This window comes from Streptomyces odontomachicola (assembly GCF_039605595.1).
Taxonomy (GTDB): Bacteria; Actinomycetota; Actinomycetes; order Streptomycetales; family Streptomycetaceae; genus Streptomyces.
On record NZ_JBCFOK010000001.1, the window covers coordinates 32,443 to 49,921 of the forward strand.

19 protein-coding genes are annotated in these 17,479 nt (G+C 72.3%); 3 read left to right on the top strand and 16 right to left on the bottom strand.

Annotation, left to right across the window (positions count from 1 at the left end; translation table 11 throughout):
* Window positions 1–10: 10 nt before the first annotated feature.
* The 4 genes from ABEE00_RS00170 to ABEE00_RS00185 all read right to left on the bottom strand — a co-directional run bounded on the left by ABEE00_RS00170 (window position 11) and on the right by ABEE00_RS00185 (window position 3,448).
* Entirely contained in the window at window positions 11–430 is a 420-nt protein-coding gene (locus ABEE00_RS00170; protein ID WP_345743067.1) for an ankyrin repeat domain-containing protein, read from the bottom strand.
* A 74-nt stretch (window positions 431–504) separates the two neighbouring features.
* Complete coding sequence (locus tag ABEE00_RS00175; RefSeq protein WP_345743068.1) at window positions 505–1,200, bottom strand: HAD family hydrolase; 696 nt, start codon at window positions 1,198–1,200, stop codon at window positions 505–507.
* 140 nt (window positions 1,201–1,340) lie between these two features.
* A complete protein-coding gene (locus tag ABEE00_RS00180; protein ID WP_345743069.1) occupies window positions 1,341–2,453 on the bottom strand; it encodes an aminoglycoside phosphotransferase family protein in 1,113 nt (370 codons plus the stop codon).
* Window positions 2,454–2,575: 122 nt separating this feature from the next.
* On the bottom strand, window positions 2,576–3,448 hold the full coding sequence (locus ABEE00_RS00185; protein ID WP_345743070.1) for a winged helix-turn-helix domain-containing protein: 873 nt from the start codon (window positions 3,446–3,448) through the stop codon (window positions 2,576–2,578).
* Window positions 3,449–3,731: 283 nt separating this feature from the next.
* Between ABEE00_RS00185 and ABEE00_RS00190 the strand changes: the two genes are divergently transcribed.
* Window positions 3,732–3,911 (top strand): hypothetical protein, encoded by a 180-nt coding sequence (locus tag ABEE00_RS00190; RefSeq protein ID WP_345743071.1) that lies wholly within the window; start codon window positions 3,732–3,734, stop codon window positions 3,909–3,911.
* 202 nt (window positions 3,912–4,113) lie between these two features.
* On the opposite strand, the gene ABEE00_RS00195 is transcribed toward ABEE00_RS00190, so the two are convergent.
* The 3 genes from ABEE00_RS00195 to ABEE00_RS00205 form a co-directional block, all read right to left on the bottom strand.
* Window positions 4,114–5,370: a GNAT family N-acetyltransferase gene (locus tag ABEE00_RS00195; protein ID WP_345743072.1), complete on the bottom strand. Its 1,257-nt coding sequence runs from the start codon at window positions 5,368–5,370 to the stop codon at window positions 4,114–4,116.
* A gap of 171 nt (window positions 5,371–5,541) precedes the next feature.
* Window positions 5,542–6,531 (bottom strand): asparaginase, encoded by a 990-nt coding sequence (locus ABEE00_RS00200; RefSeq protein ID WP_345743073.1) that lies wholly within the window; start codon window positions 6,529–6,531, stop codon window positions 5,542–5,544.
* Window positions 6,532–6,739: 208 nt separating this feature from the next.
* A complete protein-coding gene (locus tag ABEE00_RS00205) occupies window positions 6,740–7,447 on the bottom strand; it encodes an RsiG family protein (protein ID WP_345743074.1) in 708 nt (235 codons plus the stop codon).
* 200 nt (window positions 7,448–7,647) lie between these two features.
* Here ABEE00_RS00205 and dtd point away from each other — a divergent pair, with 200 nt between their 5' ends.
* Window positions 7,648–8,073 carry a D-aminoacyl-tRNA deacylase gene (gene dtd / locus ABEE00_RS00210; protein WP_345743075.1) on the top strand — a complete coding sequence of 142 codons (426 nt, stop codon included), beginning with the start codon at window positions 7,648–7,650 and terminating at the stop codon, window positions 8,071–8,073.
* A gap of 116 nt (window positions 8,074–8,189) precedes the next feature.
* Here dtd and ygfZ read toward each other — a convergent pair whose 3' ends face one another.
* From ygfZ to ABEE00_RS00255, 9 genes are all read right to left on the bottom strand, one after another.
* A complete protein-coding gene (gene ygfZ / locus ABEE00_RS00215) occupies window positions 8,190–9,167 on the bottom strand; it encodes a CAF17-like 4Fe-4S cluster assembly/insertion protein YgfZ (RefSeq protein ID WP_345743076.1) in 978 nt (325 codons plus the stop codon).
* A 32-nt stretch (window positions 9,168–9,199) separates the two neighbouring features.
* On the bottom strand, window positions 9,200–9,637 hold the full coding sequence (locus tag ABEE00_RS00220) for a Fur family transcriptional regulator (protein ID WP_345743077.1): 438 nt from the start codon (window positions 9,635–9,637) through the stop codon (window positions 9,200–9,202).
* Between the two features lie 25 nt (window positions 9,638–9,662).
* Window positions 9,663–10,226 (bottom strand): heme-binding beta-barrel domain-containing protein, encoded by a 564-nt coding sequence (locus ABEE00_RS00225; RefSeq protein ID WP_345743078.1) that lies wholly within the window; start codon window positions 10,224–10,226, stop codon window positions 9,663–9,665.
* A 436-nt stretch (window positions 10,227–10,662) separates the two neighbouring features.
* On the bottom strand, window positions 10,663–10,950 hold the full coding sequence (locus tag ABEE00_RS00230) for a DUF1416 domain-containing protein (protein ID WP_345743079.1): 288 nt from the start codon (window positions 10,948–10,950) through the stop codon (window positions 10,663–10,665).
* 53 nt (window positions 10,951–11,003) lie between these two features.
* Window positions 11,004–11,840, bottom strand: coding sequence for a sulfurtransferase (locus ABEE00_RS00235; RefSeq protein ID WP_345743080.1), 837 nt, complete (start codon window positions 11,838–11,840; stop codon window positions 11,004–11,006).
* Between the two features lie 539 nt (window positions 11,841–12,379).
* Window positions 12,380–13,132 carry an LmeA family phospholipid-binding protein gene (locus ABEE00_RS00240; protein WP_345743081.1) on the bottom strand — a complete coding sequence of 251 codons (753 nt, stop codon included), beginning with the start codon at window positions 13,130–13,132 and terminating at the stop codon, window positions 12,380–12,382.
* Between the two features lie 70 nt (window positions 13,133–13,202).
* Complete coding sequence (locus ABEE00_RS00245) at window positions 13,203–14,894, bottom strand: hypothetical protein (RefSeq protein ID WP_345743082.1); 1,692 nt, start codon at window positions 14,892–14,894, stop codon at window positions 13,203–13,205.
* Window positions 14,891–15,157, bottom strand: a complete 267-nt coding sequence (locus ABEE00_RS00250) for a MoaD/ThiS family protein (protein WP_345743083.1) — start codon at window positions 15,155–15,157, stop codon at window positions 14,891–14,893. The genes ABEE00_RS00245 and ABEE00_RS00250 overlap by 4 nt, the downstream gene beginning before the upstream one ends.
* Before the next feature lie 67 nt (window positions 15,158–15,224).
* Window positions 15,225–16,367, bottom strand: coding sequence for an alpha/beta hydrolase family protein (locus tag ABEE00_RS00255; RefSeq protein ID WP_345743084.1), 1,143 nt, complete (start codon window positions 16,365–16,367; stop codon window positions 15,225–15,227).
* 227 nt (window positions 16,368–16,594) lie between these two features.
* Here ABEE00_RS00255 and ABEE00_RS00260 point away from each other — a divergent pair, with 227 nt between their 5' ends.
* A complete protein-coding gene (locus tag ABEE00_RS00260; protein ID WP_345743085.1) occupies window positions 16,595–17,479 on the top strand; it encodes a winged helix-turn-helix transcriptional regulator in 885 nt (294 codons plus the stop codon).

The window sequence follows — 17,479 nt, forward strand, 5'->3', positions numbered from 1 at the left end:
CCGGCCCGGCTCAGCCCTCCCCGAACAGCTCCAGCAGCTCCCGCTTCTCGAACATCCGCGCCGTCTCCACCGCCGAGGGCTGCCCGGCACGCGGGTCGGCGCCGCCGTCCAGCAGCGCCCGCACCACCTCGTCCTCGCCCTTGAACACCGCGCCCGCGATGGGCGTCTGACCACGGTCGTTGAGCCTGTCGGGGTCGGCGCCGCGCTCCAGCAGCACCCGTACGGCGGCCGCGTGCCCGTGGTACGCGGCGAGCATCACCAGGGTGTCGCCCTTGTCGTTGCTGAGGTTCGCCGGCACGCCCGCGTCCACGTAGGCGGCGATGGTGTCGGTGTCCCCGTGCCGCGCCAGGTCGAAGATCCGCTGCGCCAGCTCCAGGACCTCGGGGTCGTGTGCGGGCTCGTTGCTCTGCGGCGTGGGTGCGTCGGTCATCGCGGGTCGTCCTCCTCGTGTACGCCGGATACGCCGGGTGACGCGGGCGTGGCTGCTGCCCACCCTACGTACGGTCACACGTGCGCGCCCGGGTCCACGATCTTCAGCACGTCCCGCAGCGAGGAGGTCACGTGCTCGGCCCCGGCGGCGGCGAGCCGCTCCGCCTTCCGCTCGTTGCGGGCGAAGCCGAGGAACGGCACGCCGGCGGCGCGCGCCGCCGCCAGGTCGCGCGGCGCGTCCCCGATCATCAGCGCGCTCTGCGCCGTCGCGCCGGTGGACTCCAGGGCCCGCAGCAGGCAGTCGGGGTCGGGCTTGAGCCGCAGTTCGCCCTCCGCGCTGCGGCCGTGGATGTGCCCGGCGAAGAGCTGCCCCGTGTAGCGCGACTCCAGATAACGCTCCACCGCAGCCTGCGAGTTGTTCGTCGCCACCGCGAGCTGCCGCCCGGTCGCGGCCAACGTCCGCGCCAGCCCATCCGCGTACTCAGTAGGAAACGCCCCCACCACGGCCCCCGCCTCCTCCTCACTCAACACCCGCTCGACTTCCCGGGCCGTGCCGTCGGCGAGGAGGGCGGGGGACTCGAAGACGGTCTGGAGGAAGAGCAGCGGATCCCCCGTGTCCAGCCCGCCCACGGGCAGTGAACCGTGCCGTTCCCGCACCACGTCCCTCAGGCGGCGCGCCACCTCCACGGCCGGCCGGCCGTGGAAGAGACGGCAGACGGGGCCGTCGAAGTCGAAGAGCACACACTTCGCGGTGCCGATGAGTTCGCGCATCGCAGACCTCGGTCCATAGGGAGCAGGGCGCCGTGCCGGAGAACCGGCAAGCTACAACTATCGCCGCGCCCCCGCCGCCCGTACAGCCGTACGCACCTAGGGGGTTCCTGACGCCGCCGGGATCCGTCGTCGGAAGCCCCCTAGGGGAACCGCGCCCCCGACGTCGCCGCCCACTCGGCGTAGACGTCCTCGACGGCGCCCGGTGCGGGCACCGCATCGAGGCCGAGCGGCCCCGCGGCCCGCTCCAGCACGTGGTGCACGGTCTTCGCCGTGACCCCGAGCTGCTGCGGCAGCTCCTCGGGCCGCGCGTCCCGTACGGCGATGGCCTGGCGCACCACGTCGGTGAACACCGACTGCACGCGCTTGTACGCGAGATAGCGCGGCAGATCCTCGGCGTACCCCTCGGTGGCGCCGGGGAGGGTCTCGTCGACCGCCCGCTTCCAGAGCTCGATGACGTCCTTCTCCTGCCGCTCCGGATACCGCATCAGATGGAGGTGCGTGGCGAGGTCGTACAGGGGGTCGCCGAGCATCGCCAGCTCCCAGTCGATGGTCCACAGCCGGCGCTCGGCGTCCACGATGAAGTTGGCCCTGTGCAGGTCGCCGTGGAGCAGGCAGAAGGGGCGCCCGGTCAACCGCGAGGCGGCGGCGCCGAGTTCGGCCTCGGGCTCCAGGGCCTTCCCCGTGACGCCGAGCCGGTCGAAGAGCCGCCCGAACACCGGGTGCCGCGCCCGGTAGACGCGGTTCAGGGTGAAGCGGAGCAGGCTGTGCAGGAAGGCGCCGGTGTCCCCTTCGGCCGCCCGGTCGCCGAGGGAGCAGGTGCGCTCCACCGGGAGATCGCCGGTCCGTACGCGTGCCAGTGACCGGAACACCGCGATGATCTGGCCGAGCAGCTCAGGGGCGACATCGTTCCCCCGCGGCGACAGCTCGGCGAGGGTCTTCCCCTCGATGTAGCCGAGGAACGGCGGCCCGTCGGGCTCGAGGCGGAGCAGGGGAGGAAGGTGCGGCATGCCGAGCTCGGCGAGCGCCCCCACCAGCTCCTCCTCTGAGGCGAAGCACCGGCGGTCGAACCAGAGCACCGCGTCGCGCGGTTCGCCCACCTTCACCCGCCCCAGCGAGGCCAGCGGGCCTTCGGCGCGTACGACGTACCACTCGCGGTGATATCCCTGCAGCGGCCCCTCGATCTCCCCGATGTCCCGCGCCTTCTGCTCTGCCCTCGACTGCTCTGCCCTCGGCTGCTGTGCCCTCGGCTTCATGCGGCGGACTCTCCGGAACGGGCTGGTAGGAGTACGGAGAACCGGCACTGTAGTCCCAGGACGGCGCTCCCATCCCCCGGAGAAGGGCAACGGTCACCTGATGGTGGCGGTACGGGCAGGGGCTACGAGGCGATCGGGCGGGCGAGCAGCTCCCACAGCGAGTCGAACCACTTCTGCGACTGCTCGACGAACGCGGCCTCCTGGTCCGGCGCCTGGCCGGAAACCGCCGTGGACCGGAACAGCAGCGCCTCCAGTCCGCCCACGTCGTAGATGGGGATCTCCTCGCCGCGGTACTGGACCTCCCACTTCAGCGGCTTGTAGTAGCCAGAGAGCGCCTCGCTCCCGTTCAACAGGTAGACCTTCTGGAGCGGAGTGACGGCAACCGACCTGAATTCGCAGGTCACTTCCCTGATGTAGCCCTGGTCCTGGAGCGCGCCGAGCTGGAAGCGGAGCGAGTCCCTGTAGGTCGACTGGATCTCGTGCAGCCGCTCCAGCGGGCGCGGGTCCGAGGGGTCCTCGGCGTGGAGCGGCAGCGCCAGCTTGGCGTCCTCGGACGGCGTGATGATGCGGAACCGCACCGAACGCGGCGCGAACTCCCCCTCCAGCACCGCCCTCCGCGGCTCCGCCAGCGCGTTGTTCAGCGTTTCCGTCGTCAGGCAGAAGGCGTCGACCGTCACGTGCTCGGCTTGGAATGCCGCATGGAGGCGCTCGGCCAGCTGGGTGCCGGCGATCTGGGGGCGCTCCTGGGCGGGCGGCGGGGACGCCACGGTCGGTGGCGCTCCGCGGCCGCGTGAGTGCAGCAGGCCCTCGTGGGTCAGCGCCTCCACCGCCTGCCGCACCGCGCTGCGGTTCACCGCGAACTCGGTGACCAGCCGATTCTGCGAGGGGATGGGATCACCGGGCGCGAGCTCGCCCGAGCGGATCCGCTCACGGAGCGTGTCGGCGACGGCCTCGTGCGGTGATCCGCCGTTTCCGGAAGGGCTCCTCGTGTTCACACCAGGACAGTACAACTTCCGGCCATTGCCCGGGAGTTGTTCGCCAACTGTTTTTAAGTTGGCGCCAACTGGGGATGTTCAGAAGTGAGTTCGCGCCAAGTGCTGCCGGCTGCCCACGGGCCGTCCGGCCACGCCGACCCCCGGCACGACATGACCCCACACCTCACACCCCCACATCCCCCACCTCACGCCGCCCGTCCGATGGCGTATGGGCGAATCCGCACCGCCCGTCCCTCACCGCGCTCAGCGGGGCTCCCCACGGCCTTCCGAAGGAGGGATCGCCATGCCTGTCTGCGCACTCGCCCTGGCCGCCCTGTACGCCGGCTTCGAGCACTACGTGGAGATGCGCTTCGGCGCCGCCGGGATCGTCGGATGCCTGCTGCTGGGCGTCGGGATCGAGGCCAGGAACATGCAGTGCGGCGTCCTGGGAGCGGCGGTGCTGGCACTGCTGCTCTTCCCTTGACCCGGCCCCCGCTTCCCACTCCGGCCTGACTCCGACCGGCTCTCCCGTCCCACGGAGGGGGCGGGACGGGAGAGCCCCGGAGAGGACCCCTAAGGCCCCTAAGGCCCTTAAGGTCCCTAAGGGGAGGGACCCTAGGGAGAAGGCCCCTAAGGGGAGGGGAAACCCCTAAGTGAGGGGAGCGCCCCTAAGGGAGCGCGCGCCCCTAGAACGTGTCAGGGCACCACGGCCGCCGCGCCGTGCGGAACACCGCGTCGCCGGTCGCCGCCGCGCCGGCCCGCCGCTCCTCGGCGCGGCCCGTCGCGAGGAGGCGGGAGACCGACTCGTCGCCCAGAAACAGTCGCCCCAACTCGGCCACGTCCAGGGCCAGGTCGGCGTCGTCGCGGGTCGGCGCGCACTTCGCGCCGCCCTCGCCCGGCGCGGTCTCCAGCCGGAAGCGCCCGTCGGCGAACCCCGCCGCGTCGCGCACCTCCAGCACCAGCGCCCCGTGGGTGTCGTACGTACGGGCCTCCAGCATCCGCGGCACGTCCAGCGGCCGCACCCACAGGAAGTCGGCGTACGAGGTGATGCGCGCGCCGCGGGGATCGGGCAGCAGGTGGGGCAGTACGTCGTCGGGTGACCGGCTCCCGGTGGCGACCCTGGACACCCAGTCGATCGACAACACGTAGTGCCACAGCGCCCGTTCGGCCTCGGGGCTCGTGCCGAAGAGGGTGTGCACCGTCGCGGTGACGTCCGGCTGCTGACCCGTCCAGTGGTCGTCGACCACGTACACGGCCAGGCCCTGCGGCACGCCCTGCGCGTCCCGGTAGACGGCGTAGAAGCGCGGCGTGAAACCGTCGCCGGGGAAGCGGGCCGCGCCGACCGTACGCTTCCACCACATCTCGTCGCGGTCGATGATGCCCTGCCGGTGCTGCTGCACCCGGTAGCGCTCGTACACCTCGGGCATCACCCTGAGGACCTCGTCAGGGTCGGCGAGGTCCACACGGCCGCCGTCCGAGGGGCCCGCGTACCGGGGGTCGAAGCCCGAGCGCGGGATCTCCACGGTCCATTCCGCGCTCCACGCGGCGGGGCCGTACCCGTACCGCCCGTAGATCCGGTACTCCGCGGCGACCAGCGAGGCCAGCACGTCGCCGCGCTCCTTCGCCGCCTCCATCGCGTTCGCCATCATCCGGCCCAGCAGGCCGCGCCTGCGGTGCGTGGGGGAGACGGTCACGCCGGAGACGCCGCAGGAGGAGACGGTGGCGCCGCCGGGAACGGTCAGCTCCTGGGGGATGGTGCGGAAGGTGCCGACGCAGCGCCCGCCGTCGAAAGCGCCCTGGATACGGTCGAGCTCGACGGCGCCGAGCCGGGTCCGTATCTCCTCGTCGGTGATCTTGTCGGCGCGGAGGAAGCCGGTGGCCGCCCCGCGCATCCAGGCGTCGAATTCCTCGTTCGTGGAGAGCGTGCGGATGTCCAAGGCCATGCGGGCACGCTAGGCGGCCACCCGGCGCACCGCACCCGGATTTCCCACGCCCCCGAGCGCCCCCACCCTTACGGGACGACCCTGCCCTTACGGGATGACTCCACCCTTACGGGGTGTTCTCGGCCTTACGGGGCGCCCCTACCCCTAAGGGGCGCCCCTACCCCTAGGGGCTCAGAAGCCCGCGCGGATCTCCCCGACCCGCTCGCCGCCGCCCAGCAGCGGCGCCTCGGCGATCCTGGCGAGGACCGGCGTCTCCACGCCCATCCGCTCCAGCGCCCGCGCGAGGACCGGACCCAGCGCGCGGGTGCCGCCGTCGTCCAGCTTGAAGGCGAGGGCCCGGCCGTCCGGGAGCGCCACCGCCTGTACGGCCTCGGCGCCCATCTTGGAGAGCGTGCCCGGGAGTTCGGACATCAGCCAGGTGTCGTGCCTGCGCGTGCCCGCCACGTACTCCGGGTGCCGCCGCATCGCCTCGGCCACCCGGCCCTCGGCGCTCTCCGCCGGAGCCAGCGCGACCGAGCGGAACGCGCGCGCCAGCCCGGTCAGCGAGACCGCCATCAGCGGGGCGCCGCAGCCGTCGGTGCCGGTGTGCGCGACCGGCTCGCCCGCCAGTTCCTCCAGCGTGGAGTGCACGAGCCGCTGGAGCGGGTGGCCGGGGTCGAGGTAGCTGTCCTGCGGCCAGCCGTTGGCGGCGCAGACGGCGAGCATTGCGGTGTGCTTGCCCGAGCAGTTCATGGTCGTACGGGCGCGGGAGTGCCCAGCGGCGAGGTACGCCTCGGCCTCCTGCGGGTCCAGCGGCAGGTCCGGCGGGCACTGCAGCGCGTCCTCCGACAGCCCGTACTCGGCGAGCATCTTCTGCACCAGGTCCAGGTGGAAGCGCTCGCCGGAGTGGCTGGCGATGGCCAGCGCGAGCCGCTCACCGGCCAGTCCGAACCCGGCGTCCCGCCCGGCCCGCAGCACGGCCGCCGCCTGTACGGGCTTGTTGGACGAACGCGGGAAGACCGGGGCCGACGGATCGCCCAGCGACCACTCCACGGCGCCGTCCGCGTCCAGCGCCACCAGCGAACCCCGGTGCAGTCCCTCGGTGAAGCCGGAGCGTACGACCTCGGCGAGCACCGGAGCGGGGGTGGAGGGGGCTATGTCGGACGGGGATATCGCGGACATCGGTGGCGGGCCTTCCGGGCTGACGGCTGTGGTACGTGTGTGCGCGTGGGCACTCACCACAGTACCGCCGCACCCTGATGCACCTGTCAGCCCAGACCCCGGGCCTCAGGGGCGCGCGCCTCAGGGTCCGCACGCCGCGCCTCAGGGGCATGCGCCTAAGGGGCCGCGCGCCGCACCTCAGGGGCGTGTACCCAGGGGCTCGCGCGCCTCAGGACAGCAGGTCGTCGACCTGCGCCTCGCCCTCCCGGTACCGCCGCGCGATCTCCGTACTGCAGTCGTCTGCGGTGCGCTGGAGCGCGTGCCTGCGCTGGGAGACCCGCTGCTCGTAGCGGACCAGGCGGCCCATCGCGTCGTGCAGCTCGTCGTCCGTGCGGGCCGTCAGGTCGCTCAGCTCCACCTCGGCGAGCATCTCCTCGGCCAGCCGCCCGTACTCCTCGTTGTGCGGGGTGCCCACCGTCACGTGCCGCGCCGACGAACGGTGGCTGGACGGGGTGTCGGTGAGGATCTGCGGCAGCAGGTCGAGGAGGGGGGACCCGGAGTCGGTGCGCCGGTTCAGCTCGGCCCGCAGGATGTCGATCCGCCCCTGGAGCAGCCGCCGTACGTAGCTGAGGTCGGCCTCCTCCTGCTGCGCCTCGCGCCGTACGGTGCGCAGCTCGGGCAGCCGCAGCGCGTGCAGGTCGGGGGTGGCGGGCTCGCACAGCACCTCGTACGGGCTGCGGTCGCGCTGCCGGGGCGGCCGCGGCCGTCCGGAGCGGGGAGCGCGGTCCCGGCCCGGGGACTCCGTGCGGTCCGGGAGCCCCGGACGGTCCGCCTCAGGGTGCCCGGAAGGGTCGGCAGCCGCGGTGGCCGCGCTCCCCGACCGCGCGGCCGGTACGCCGCCGGGCGTGCTTCCGGCTCCGGCTCCGGTTGTGCTCATGGGTGCCTTTCCCCTCTTCGTCCCCGCGGCCCCTGCGTGGTGTGCCGTGTCGCCGTGGCACCGCGCGCACCCGTGGTGGTGTGCGGTGGCGCATGTCACGTGTGGGCATCGTGCCACTCCGACGCTGCCCCGCGCAGCGGCCTCGCACCCATCCGGCGGCCCCCGAACCGGCGTCCGGACGGCACGGCATGATGGCGGGCATGCGAGCAGTGGTGCAGAGAGTGAACGGCGCGAGCGTCGCCGTGGAGGGCGAGACCGTCGGCGAGATCGTCGGCGAGGGGCTGTGTGTACTGGTCGGAGTGACGCATGAGGACACTCCGGACAAGGCGGCCCAACTGGCAAGGAAACTGTGGTCGCTGAGAATCCTTGACGGGGAGAAATCCTGTTCGGACCTGGGCGCCCCGCTCCTCGTGATCAGTCAGTTCACTCTCTACGGTGACGCGCGCAAGGGCCGCAGGCCCACCTGGAACGCGGCGGCCCCGGGCCCGGTCGCCGAGCCGCTGGTGGACGAAGTCGTCGCGCGGCTGCGGGAGTTGGGCGCCGAGGTGGCCACGGGACGGTTCGGCGCGCAGATGAAGGTGTCGCTGACCAACGACGGCCCGTTCACGGTGCTGGTCGAGGTCTGAGCGAGGGAGCGCAGGGTCCCCGTACGGGGCAGCCCGTACGGGATCGTCCCGTACGGGAACCCTGCCCCTAGGGGAGAACCCTCCCCCTACGGGAAACCCCGCCCCTACGGAAACCCCTAAGGCGCGACCACGATCTCCTGCGCCGCCGCCGTCGCCTCCTCGCCCGCGATCAGCGCGGCGTCCGGGGCGACATTGCGCTTGACCAGCGCGAGCGCGATCGGTCCCAGCTCGTGGTGCCGGGCCGAGGTGGTGATGAAGCCGATCTGGCGCCCCTCGGGGCCGTCTGCGGCGAGCCGCACCGGGTCGCCGTGCACCGGGATCTTCACCTCGCTGCCGTCCAGGTGCAGGAAGACGAGGCGGCGCGGGGGCTTGCCCAGGTTGTTCACCCGGGCGACCGTCTCCTGCCCGCGGTAGCAGCCCTTCTGCAGGTGCACCGCGGTCTCCAGCCAGCCCAGCTCGTGCGGGATGGTGCGGTGGTCGGTCTCCCGGCCGAGCCGCGGGCGGAAGCCCTCCACCCGCAGCGCCTCGTACGCCAGCACTCCGGCGGGGCGGCCCGCCTGCTCGGCGAAGGACTTCAGCTCCTCGCGGGGCAGGAACAGATCGCGCCCGTGCGGCGTCTCGCGCACCACCGTGCCGGCGGGCGGCTCGGTGATCGAACCGGCCGGCAGGTGCACCACGGCGAACTCCGCCGTGCGGTCCGCGATCTCCACCCGGTAGAAGAACTTCATGCTCTCCAGATAGGCGATGAGATCGCCCTGGGTGCCCGGCTCGGTGTGCATCCACACCGTCTCGCCGTCGTCCACCAGATAGAGGGCGTGCTCGATGTGCCCGTTGGCGGAGAGGATCAGCGCCTCGGTGGCCCGGCCGGCCGGCAGCTCCGACACGTGCTGGGTGAGCAGCAGGTGGAGCCAGGACAGCCGGTCCTCACCGGTCACCGTGACCACGCCGCGGTGCGAGAGGTCCACGAAGCCGGTGCCGTCGGCGAGTGCGCGCTGCTCCCTGAAGAGGTCGCCGTAGTGCGCGGCGACACCCTCGTCGGGGGCCTCGGCGGCGACGGCCCCCGGCAGCGTGAGAAGCGGGCTGTTGAAGGACATACGGCCAGCCTACGACGCCTGCTCCGGGACCCCTACGACGCGTCCCCCGCGGCCTTGGCGGCGCATTCGGCGCATTGCCCGAAGATCGCGAAGTGCTTCATGTCGGTCTCGAAGCCGAAGGTCCTGCGCAGCGTCTCGGTGAACGGCTGGGCGATCTCCAGCTCCGCCTCGATCACCTCGGTGCAGTCCCGGCACACCAGGTGCATGTGGTGGTGCCGGTCGGCCAGGTGGTACGTGGGAGCGCCGTGCCCGAGGTGGGCGTGCGAGACGAGGCCCAGCTCCTCCAGCAGCTCCAGGGTGCGGTAGACCGTGGAGATGTTGACCCCGCCCGCCGTCTTGCGTACCTCGGCGAGGATGTCGTCCGGAGTGGAGTGCTCCAGCTTGTCCACGGCCTCCAGCACGAGCTGGCGCTGCGGAGTCAGCCGGTAACCGCGCGCCCTGAGATCGCTCTGCCAGTCGGTGGTAGCCACAGGCCAAGTGTAGAAGGGCAGTTGCCTACTTGAAGAAGGCGATGCCGTCGTCCGGCAGGTCCTTCAGGTCCTTGGCCCACTCGCTCGGGTCCACGGCCTTCTTCAGGTGCGCGGACATGTAGGGGCGCAGCGGCACCTCGGGGGTGGCCTTCTCGCCGACCCACATCAGGTCGCCCTTGACGTAGCCGTACAGCCGCTTGCCGCCGCTGTACTCACCGGCCGAGGGGGTACGCGCGATGGCGTCGGTGGCCAGGTCGATCTGCGGCTTCTGGTCGGCCATCTCGCCGTACCAGACCTCGGCGACGCCCGAGTCGCGGATCATGACGACCTCGACCTGTCGGTCCTTGTCGATCCGCCAGAAGCCGGTCTCGGTCTCCAGGGGGCGGACCTTGTTGCCCTCGGAGTCCAGCTCCCAGCTGTGCGAGACGTACTCCAGGAAGTCGCGGCCGTCGTGGCTGAAGGTGACTTCCTGCCCGAAGTTGCACTTCTCCGTGCCCGGGAAGTCCGCGACGCCGGCGCCCTGCCAGTTGCCGAGGAGGAAGGCGAGCGGTACGAGGTCCGGGTGGAGGTCGGACGGGATCTCGATCATGGGGAGCTCAGTCGATCTCTAGGGGTCGGTCGGGTGGCCGGTGACCGCGCCGCTCAGCGCTGGCCCTCGAAGAGCTTCTTGAGGGTGAGCCCGGCGAAGCCCACGGTGCCGATGCAGACCAGGACCATCAGGGCGGTGAAGAATGCCTCAAGCACGGTGGCTCTCCTTGAGCGGCGGGGCGTAGTTCTGAACGGCCCCGAGTGTAGTCGGCGCCCGCGCGGGGCGCGGTGTGAGGTGTGCACCTAGGGGTCCCGCACCCAGGGGTCCCGCACTTAGGGGTTGTCCCGTAGGGGCAGGGCTTCCCCGTACGGGCAGGGGTTCCCCCTACGGGGCAGCGCAGGCGGCCTACGGGTCCGCGCACGCGACGAGGGCCGCACCCCCGACCCAGTGGCGTCCAACCACGGGGGTGCGGCCCTCGTCCCGTACGGGTGCGGAATCACACCGCGATGGCGACCTCCGCGAGACCGCCGTCCTGCGCGACGACGGTGCGGTCGGCCTGACCGCCCGGCACCAGGGCGCGCACGGTCCAGGTGCCCTCGGCCGCGTAGAAGCGGAACTGTCCGGTCGCCGAGGTCGGGACCTCGGCGGTGAACTCCCCGGTGGAGTCCAGCAGGCGCACGTAGCCGGAGACGGGCTCGCCGTCGCGGGTCACGCTGCCCTGGATGGTGGTCTCACCGGGCTTGATGGTGGAGGCGTCCGGGCCGCCTGCCTGAGCTCCGCACATGGGGTGTCCTCTCGTGTCGCGGAAGAGAAGCCGCCTGGGTAAGGCGGAAGGCGTCAGTTGGAGCCGACCTCGACCGGCACGCCGACCAGCGAGCCGTACTCGGTCCAGGAACCGTCGTAGTTCTTGACGTTCTGCTGGCCCAGCAGCTCGTGCAGCACGAACCAGGTGTGGGCCGAGCGCTCGCCGATCCTGCAGTACGCGATGGTGTCCTTGCCCAGGTCCACGCCCTCGCCCTCGTACAGCTCCTTCAGCTCCTCGTCGGACTTGAAGGTGCCGTCGTCGTTGGCCGACTTCGACCAGGGGATGTTGCGGGCGCTGGGCACGTGGCCCGGACGCTGCGACTGCTCCTGCGGGAGGTGCGCCGGGGCGAGCAGCTTGCCGCTGAACTCGTCGGGGGAGCGGACGTCCACCAGGTTCTTGGTGCCGATCGCGTCCACGACCTCGTCGCGGAAGGCGCGGATCGAGCTGTCCTGCGGCTTGGCCTTGTACTCCGTCTTCGCCCGCTGCGGCACCTCGGCGACCAGGTCGCGGGAGTCCAGCTCCCACTTCTTGCGGCCGCCGTCGAGGAGCTTCACGTCCTGGTGGCCGTAGAGCTTGAAGTACCAGTACGCGTACGAGGCGAACCAGTTGTTGTTGCCGCCGTAGAGGACGACCGTGTCGTCGTTGGCGATGCCCTTCTCGGACAGCAGCTTCTCGAAGCCGGCCTGGTCGACGAAGTCGCGGCGCACCGGGTCCTGGAGGTCCTGCTTCCAGTCGATGCGGATCGCGTTCTTGATGTGGTTCTTGTCGTACGCCGAGGTGTCCTCGTCCACCTCGACGATGACGGTCTTCGGGTCGTCGATGTGCTGCTCGACCCAGTCGGCGTCAACCAGGACGTCGCTGCGGCTCATGCGTATCTCCTCCGGAAGGGAGCGGTGCGGGATGGCGAATGCGGTGGTCACGCGGTACGCGGGCCCGTGCGCTTGGTGAGCCGTGCGCCTCGGAGGTGCCGGACGCGCGGTTCCAGCGGGGGAATCGGGCCTGCCGTGCGCGCACGGCGGGGTGCGCGCGGGGAACGGTGCGGCCGGGCGGCCCTGGCGCCGAGTCGCATGCGGCGGCGGGAGCGGGCGGCCGTCAGGCGGCCGCGCGACAGAGCATGGCGGCGATGCGGCACAGATCAACTGCCCGTCGCTTGGTGAGGTCCGCCTGTCGCTTCATGGGCCCGATCGTAAGGACGGGTGAGGGGCCGTGTCACCGGCGATCCGTATGGTGAGACGAAGTTGTTCGCGATGTGGGATCGCTCAGCCTTCAACGTCCGCCGGACGGGTCCGGGGCACGGCGTTTTCGCGCCAGACTTTCTGGTGTGCGGACGACGCCGTCTCGTGGAGTGGACGGTCCCTACGGGGCCTAGGGGCCGTAGGGACCTTAGGGGCCCTAGGACCCCTAAGGGTCAGCCGGTGAGGTTGACGTCCTTGCCGGTGACAGTGAACTCCACGCCCTTGTCGGTCGGCTGGACCTTGTCCAGCGCCAGCCCGTCGGGCAGCCCGCCGATCTTCTTCTTGAAGTCGGTGATCTCCCGCAGCCACTCCTCTGCGCGGCCCCCGATCAGCGGCAGCTTCTCGAACTTGTCCCAGGCCGTCCCCTCGGTCCTGGTGCGCACGGTGCCGCCCTCCACGCTGAGCCGCGCGGGGATGGTCACGGTCTTGCCGCCCATGGGGGTGTCGACCCTGATGCCGATGTTCACCCGCCCGGGACCCCCGTACGAGATCCCGGACAGCTTGGCCGTGCTGCCCAGCATGAGCTTCTTGGTCTCGCCCTTGCCCGCGGCCTTCGACAGCTCGTCGTACGAGACCGTCGCGGTGCCGTCGGCGCGGTCGGCGACGGCCGAGGAGTAGTCGGCGCCGAGGCGTACGTCGTGGAAGGAGGCGTTCACCTCGCTGATCCGCAGCGACTCCTCGCCGGAGCCCGCCGTGATCCCGCTGAGGTGGGCGTCCACCTTGGTCAGGTCCTTGGAGGCGACCTGGGTGAGGAAGGGGAAACCGGTGATGTCCACCGAGACGTCACCCGCCTCGGCCACGCCCTGGGAGCTCTTGATCTTCCCCGCCGCCTGGTCCTCGGCCAGCATCACCCCGACCCGGTCGGCCGCGACGAACAGGCCGCCCAGCACGATGGCGATGACGAGGAGAACGCGTAGTGCGCGCATTGACCTGGATCCCCCCAGCTCTCGACATTTGTCTGCGAGCCTAACCCGATCACCCTTGCGAAAGGGCCCTTCACCCTTGCGAAAGGGCCCTGCCCAGGAGATGCACGGCGGGGGCGGCCAGGGTCAGCGGGAGCGCGACGCCCGCGGTCATGTGGACGAAGCGGGAGGGGAAGTCGTAACCGGCGACCCGCACGCCGACCAGCGCGCAGACGGCGGCCGCGAGCCCCAGCATGCTCGCGCCCGGGCCGAGGCCGTTGGCCTGCGCGAGCGCGACGCCCGCGCCGACGGCGGCCAGCAGCGCGACGGCGGTGGAGAGGTACGGGGAGCCCAGCACCGTACGGGCCAGCACCGTGACCGCCACCGTCCCGGCGCCCACGGTCACCGCCTCGGGGCGTGCGGTCAGGAGCCCGGAGGCGAGGATGGTCAGCCCGCTGGAGACGATCGCGGCGGTGAGCCCGTAGAGGCGCTCGTCGGGGTCGGCGCGGTTGCGCAGGTGCAGCACGAAGTTGAGCACGCACCACACGCCGAGGGTGCCGACCAGCGCCGGAGCCGTGTGGTCCGGGCCCGCGAGGAGCAGCGCCACGTCGGCGGCGACCCCGCCGAGGAAGGCGAGCGCGATGCCCTGCCGCGCGGGCCACATCCCGTTCAGCCGGAACCATCCCGCCGCCGTCAGCGCCTGGAGCACCAGCACCCCGGCGGCCAGCGGCAGGTGGCCGAGCGGCGCCAGGGCGGCGAGCAGCGCGCCCAGCACGGCGGTCACCGCCGCGGGGCGCAGGCCCGGCAGCACGATGGGCGAGCCGGTGCGCTGCGGGCGCTCGGCGGTCTGTACGGCTTCCACTGCGGGGGTCTCCTCGGGGATGCCCCCTGGTGAGGGGGCGGGGTGCTGCTCCGGGGGGAGCGGTCCGGCCGTGGGAGCGTACAGATGTGCGGGCAGGGGGGCAGCGCCGGGGTGGTGGGGCTGCGGTACGGGGTCGGGCCCGTGCTCGTGTACGGGTTCCGGCGCGGGCCCCGGTGCCGGTCCCGGAGCGGACTGCTGCTGCGGCATCGGGATGCCGGGAGCGCCGAAGTCGGCCTGCGCGTACGGGGGTTCGTGGTCCTGCGCCTGCTCGGGGCTCTGCTCCTCGCCCTGCTCCTGCCCCTGATCCGGTACGTGGTCCTGCGAGGGCTCGTACGGGGCGAGGCGCGGGAACTCCCAGGTGCCGGGGGCCGGTTGGGGCGGCATCCCGTAGGTGGGGTCGTACGCCGCGTAGCCGTCCTGCGGGGTGTGCAGGGGGGTGTACGCCTGCGGGCCGTACCCGTAGGGGCCCGGCTGCCCCGCGGCTCCCGGCTGACCCTGCCCGTAGGGGTTGTAGGGGCCGGGGGACCCGTAGGGGGCGCCGTAAGGGTTCTGCTGCGCCTGGGGCTCACCCTCCCCGTAGGGGCCGGGGGCGGAGGGCTGTCCGTAAGGGCCGGGTTGCCCGTAGGGGTTTCCCTCCCCGTAGGGGGTGCCCTGCCCGTAGGGGTCGGGCTGGAGCTGCGGGCCCTGCTGCCCGTAGGGGCCGTAAGGGCCGTAGGGGTCCGGGGCGCCGAACTGCTCGCCCTGAGGGGCGGGGGCCTGATCGCCGACCGTGGCGTACGGCCCGTACGGGGTGCCCTGCCCGTAGGGGTTGCCGCCCTGCCCGTAAGGGAGGCCCCGGCCGTGGGCGCTGCCCTGCCCGTAAGGGTCGGGGGGCCCGTGCGGCTCGGGGTCCTCGAACTGCTCGTGGGGGCGGCCGGCGTTCACGCCGAGCCCCCGGCGAACGGCGGGAGCACCTCGACCGTGCCGCCCTCGGTGAGCCGGACCGCCGCGTGCTCCCTGGTACCGGCGGGCTCGCCGTCCACCAGGAAGGAGCAGCGCTTCAGCACCCGCGCGAACTCGGGCCGCGCCGCGTGCCGCTCCCGCGCGGCGTCCAGCGCCTCGGCGAGGGTCATGGCCTCGTACCGCTCCTCGGCGATCCCGGCGGCGGCTTTGGCCGCGGCCCAGTAACGGATCGTGCCACTCGCCATGGTGGGGTCCCTCTCAGCCGTCTGCTCAGGCGTCGGTCGTGTACGCGGGGCCGGGTGCCGTGGGTGCTCAGGCGTCTGCCGCGCGCTTCCCATGATGACGTGCCGCCGGTGCCTCCAGGCACCGCGCTTCGACCCATGACCCGATCCGGTGGAGGAGCGTCGGGCGCGCCGCGTTCTCCGCGTGGCCGAAGCCGTGCTCGATCCACAGTTCGGCGCCCCGCGGCCCGGCGGCCTCGGCGAGCGAGCGCGGGTGGTCGAGCGGGAAGTACCGGTCCAGGTCGCCGTGGACCACCAGCAGCGGCGCCGGGGCGATCAGCGGTGCGGCGGCGACGGGCGGCAGCGGCACAGGGTTCCAGCGCCTGTGGTGGATGCGGGTGCGCAGCCCGTACCGGCCGACGGCCCGCCCGAGGCGCCGCTCCACCACCCAGTGCAGCCGCCGCATCGGGGGCGTGCCCCGGTAGAACCAGCGGGCCGGCGCGCTCACCGCGACCACCGCGTCGGGGTAGGCGTCGGGGTACGCGTCCGGGTCGGCATCGGGGTATGCGGGGCCGTAGGGGTTCTCGGGGTTGCCGGGGTTTCCGGGGCCGGCGTGCGGGGCGGGGGCCGAGCCCCGTACGGGTGTCCCCTGGGGGTCCGGCACGGAGTGCGCTCCTGTGCGCCCCTCGTGCACCTGCCGCGCCGCCGTACACGCTGAGTCGCCGTCCGCGCTCTCGTGGGTGTCGGCCGCGTGCCCCGGATTCCGGAACAGGCCGCCGTGCCGCAGCACCACCGAGCCGCCCATCGAGAAGCCGACGGTGGCGACCCGCGCGTGCCCCAGTTCCCGCGCCCAGCGCACCGCCGCCGCGAGGTCCAGCACCTCACGGTCACCCAGCGTCGATCTTCCGCCGGAGCCGCCGTGTCCGCGGAAGGAGAGCGCGACCACCGCCGCGTGCTGCGTGAAGGCCCGCGCCGCGCGCCGCAGCGCCGGCTTGCCGAGCGAGCCCGTGAAGCCGTGCGCGAGCACGATCGCGCCGCCCGGCGAAGACCCCGTACCGCTGCCCCGCGAGGCCGGGCCGCCGCCCGCGTACGGCAGGTACTCCGCCTCGATCGGCACTCCGTCGGCGGTGCGCAGCGTCCTGCGCACCGGCTCGCGCGGCGGCCTCGCGTCGTCACGTTCTGTGACTTCACTGAGCGTTGCGCGAGCGATCTCACACTCGGCTTCGCGATCCATGTCGGCTATTCTGCTGGGCCAGAAGGATCCGGGCAGCGTCGCCCCCGGGTCCTTTTGTGCTTTCAGGGCCCGTCGCCCCGTAAGGGATTCCGTAGGGGAATTCCCTCAGGGGGCGCGAAGGTCCGGCGGAGCGCAGTGTGCTTCCAGGAGCGCATGACAAGCCGTACGAAGCAGTGCCGCCACACGTCCTCGCCGGGACCGCCGGGGATCGAGGAAGGAACTCAGACGTGAGCTCGCTACTCCTGCTGACGAACGCTCTCCAGCCCTCCACCGAAGTCCTGCCCGCACTCGGCCTCCTCCTGCACAACGTGCGCGTGGCCCCCGCCGAGGGCCCCGCGCTCGTGGACACCCCGGGCGCCGATGTGATCCTCATCGACGGCCGTCGTGACCTGCCGCAGGTCCGCTCTCTGTGTCAGCTCCTGCGCTCCACCGGGCCCGGCTGCCCGCTGGTGCTGATCGTCACGGAGGGCGGGCTCGCCGCGGTCACGGCAGAGTGGGGCGTCGACGACGTACTGCTCGACACCGCAGGCCCCGCCGAGGTCGAGGCGCGGCTGCGGCTGGCGACGGGACGCATGCAGAGCACGGCCGACGACAGCCCGATGGAGATCCGCAACGGCGACCTGTCCGTGGACGAGGCCACCTACAGCGCGAAGCTCAAGGGGCGGGTGCTCGACCTGACCTTCAAGGAGTTCGAGCTGCTGAAGTACCTGGCGCAGCACCCCGGGCGGGTGTTCACCAGGGCGCAGCTCCTCCAGGAGGTGTGGGGCTACGACTACTTCGGCGGTACGCGGACGGTGGACGTCCACGTACGGCGGCTGCGCGCCAAGCTCGGCCCCGAGCACGAGTCGCTGATCGGCACCGTGCGCAACGTCGGCTACCGCTTCGTCTCCCCGGAGAAGAACGAGAAGTCGGCCGAGGCGAAGAAGGCCAGGGCCGAGGAGCGGGCCGTCACCGACGCGGCGACCCGTGTCGCGCGGGACGCGGTGAACGACGGTCGCCGGGACGCGGTGAACGACGGCCGCGACACGGCGCCGGAGAACGGTGCGCGCGCCGTCCGCGCTCCGGAAGACGGTGTCCGCACACCCGGAGGTGGCGCGGGGCGTCACGCGTAG

Excerpts from the sequence above, each read along its gene's own strand:
- ABEE00_RS00170 (WP_345743067.1), bottom strand. The coding sequence starts at position 430 with ATGACCGACGCACCCACGCCGCAGAGCAACGAGCCCGCACACGACCCC.
- ABEE00_RS00175 (WP_345743068.1), bottom strand. The coding sequence starts at position 1,200 with ATGCGCGAACTCATCGGCACCGCGAAGTGTGTGCTCTTCGACTTCGAC.
- ABEE00_RS00180 (WP_345743069.1), bottom strand. The coding sequence starts at position 2,453 with ATGAAGCCGAGGGCACAGCAGCCGAGGGCAGAGCAGTCGAGGGCAGAG.
- ABEE00_RS00190 (WP_345743071.1), top strand. The coding sequence starts at position 3,732 with ATGCCTGTCTGCGCACTCGCCCTGGCCGCCCTGTACGCCGGCTTCGAG.
- ABEE00_RS00195 (WP_345743072.1), bottom strand. The coding sequence starts at position 5,370 with ATGGCCTTGGACATCCGCACGCTCTCCACGAACGAGGAATTCGACGCC.
- ABEE00_RS00200 (WP_345743073.1), bottom strand. The coding sequence starts at position 6,531 with ATGTCCGCGATATCCCCGTCCGACATAGCCCCCTCCACCCCCGCTCCG.
- ABEE00_RS00205 (WP_345743074.1), bottom strand. The coding sequence starts at position 7,447 with ATGAGCACAACCGGAGCCGGAGCCGGAAGCACGCCCGGCGGCGTACCG.
- dtd (WP_345743075.1), top strand. The coding sequence starts at position 7,648 with ATGCGAGCAGTGGTGCAGAGAGTGAACGGCGCGAGCGTCGCCGTGGAG.
- ygfZ (WP_345743076.1), bottom strand. The coding sequence starts at position 9,167 with ATGTCCTTCAACAGCCCGCTTCTCACGCTGCCGGGGGCCGTCGCCGCC.
- ABEE00_RS00225 (WP_345743078.1), bottom strand. The coding sequence starts at position 10,226 with ATGATCGAGATCCCGTCCGACCTCCACCCGGACCTCGTACCGCTCGCC.
- ABEE00_RS00230 (WP_345743079.1), bottom strand. The coding sequence starts at position 10,950 with ATGTGCGGAGCTCAGGCAGGCGGCCCGGACGCCTCCACCATCAAGCCC.
- ABEE00_RS00235 (WP_345743080.1), bottom strand. The coding sequence starts at position 11,840 with ATGAGCCGCAGCGACGTCCTGGTTGACGCCGACTGGGTCGAGCAGCAC.
- ABEE00_RS00240 (WP_345743081.1), bottom strand. The coding sequence starts at position 13,132 with ATGCGCGCACTACGCGTTCTCCTCGTCATCGCCATCGTGCTGGGCGGC.
- ABEE00_RS00250 (WP_345743083.1), bottom strand. The coding sequence starts at position 15,157 with ATGGCGAGTGGCACGATCCGTTACTGGGCCGCGGCCAAAGCCGCCGCC.
- ABEE00_RS00255 (WP_345743084.1), bottom strand. The coding sequence starts at position 16,367 with ATGGATCGCGAAGCCGAGTGTGAGATCGCTCGCGCAACGCTCAGTGAA.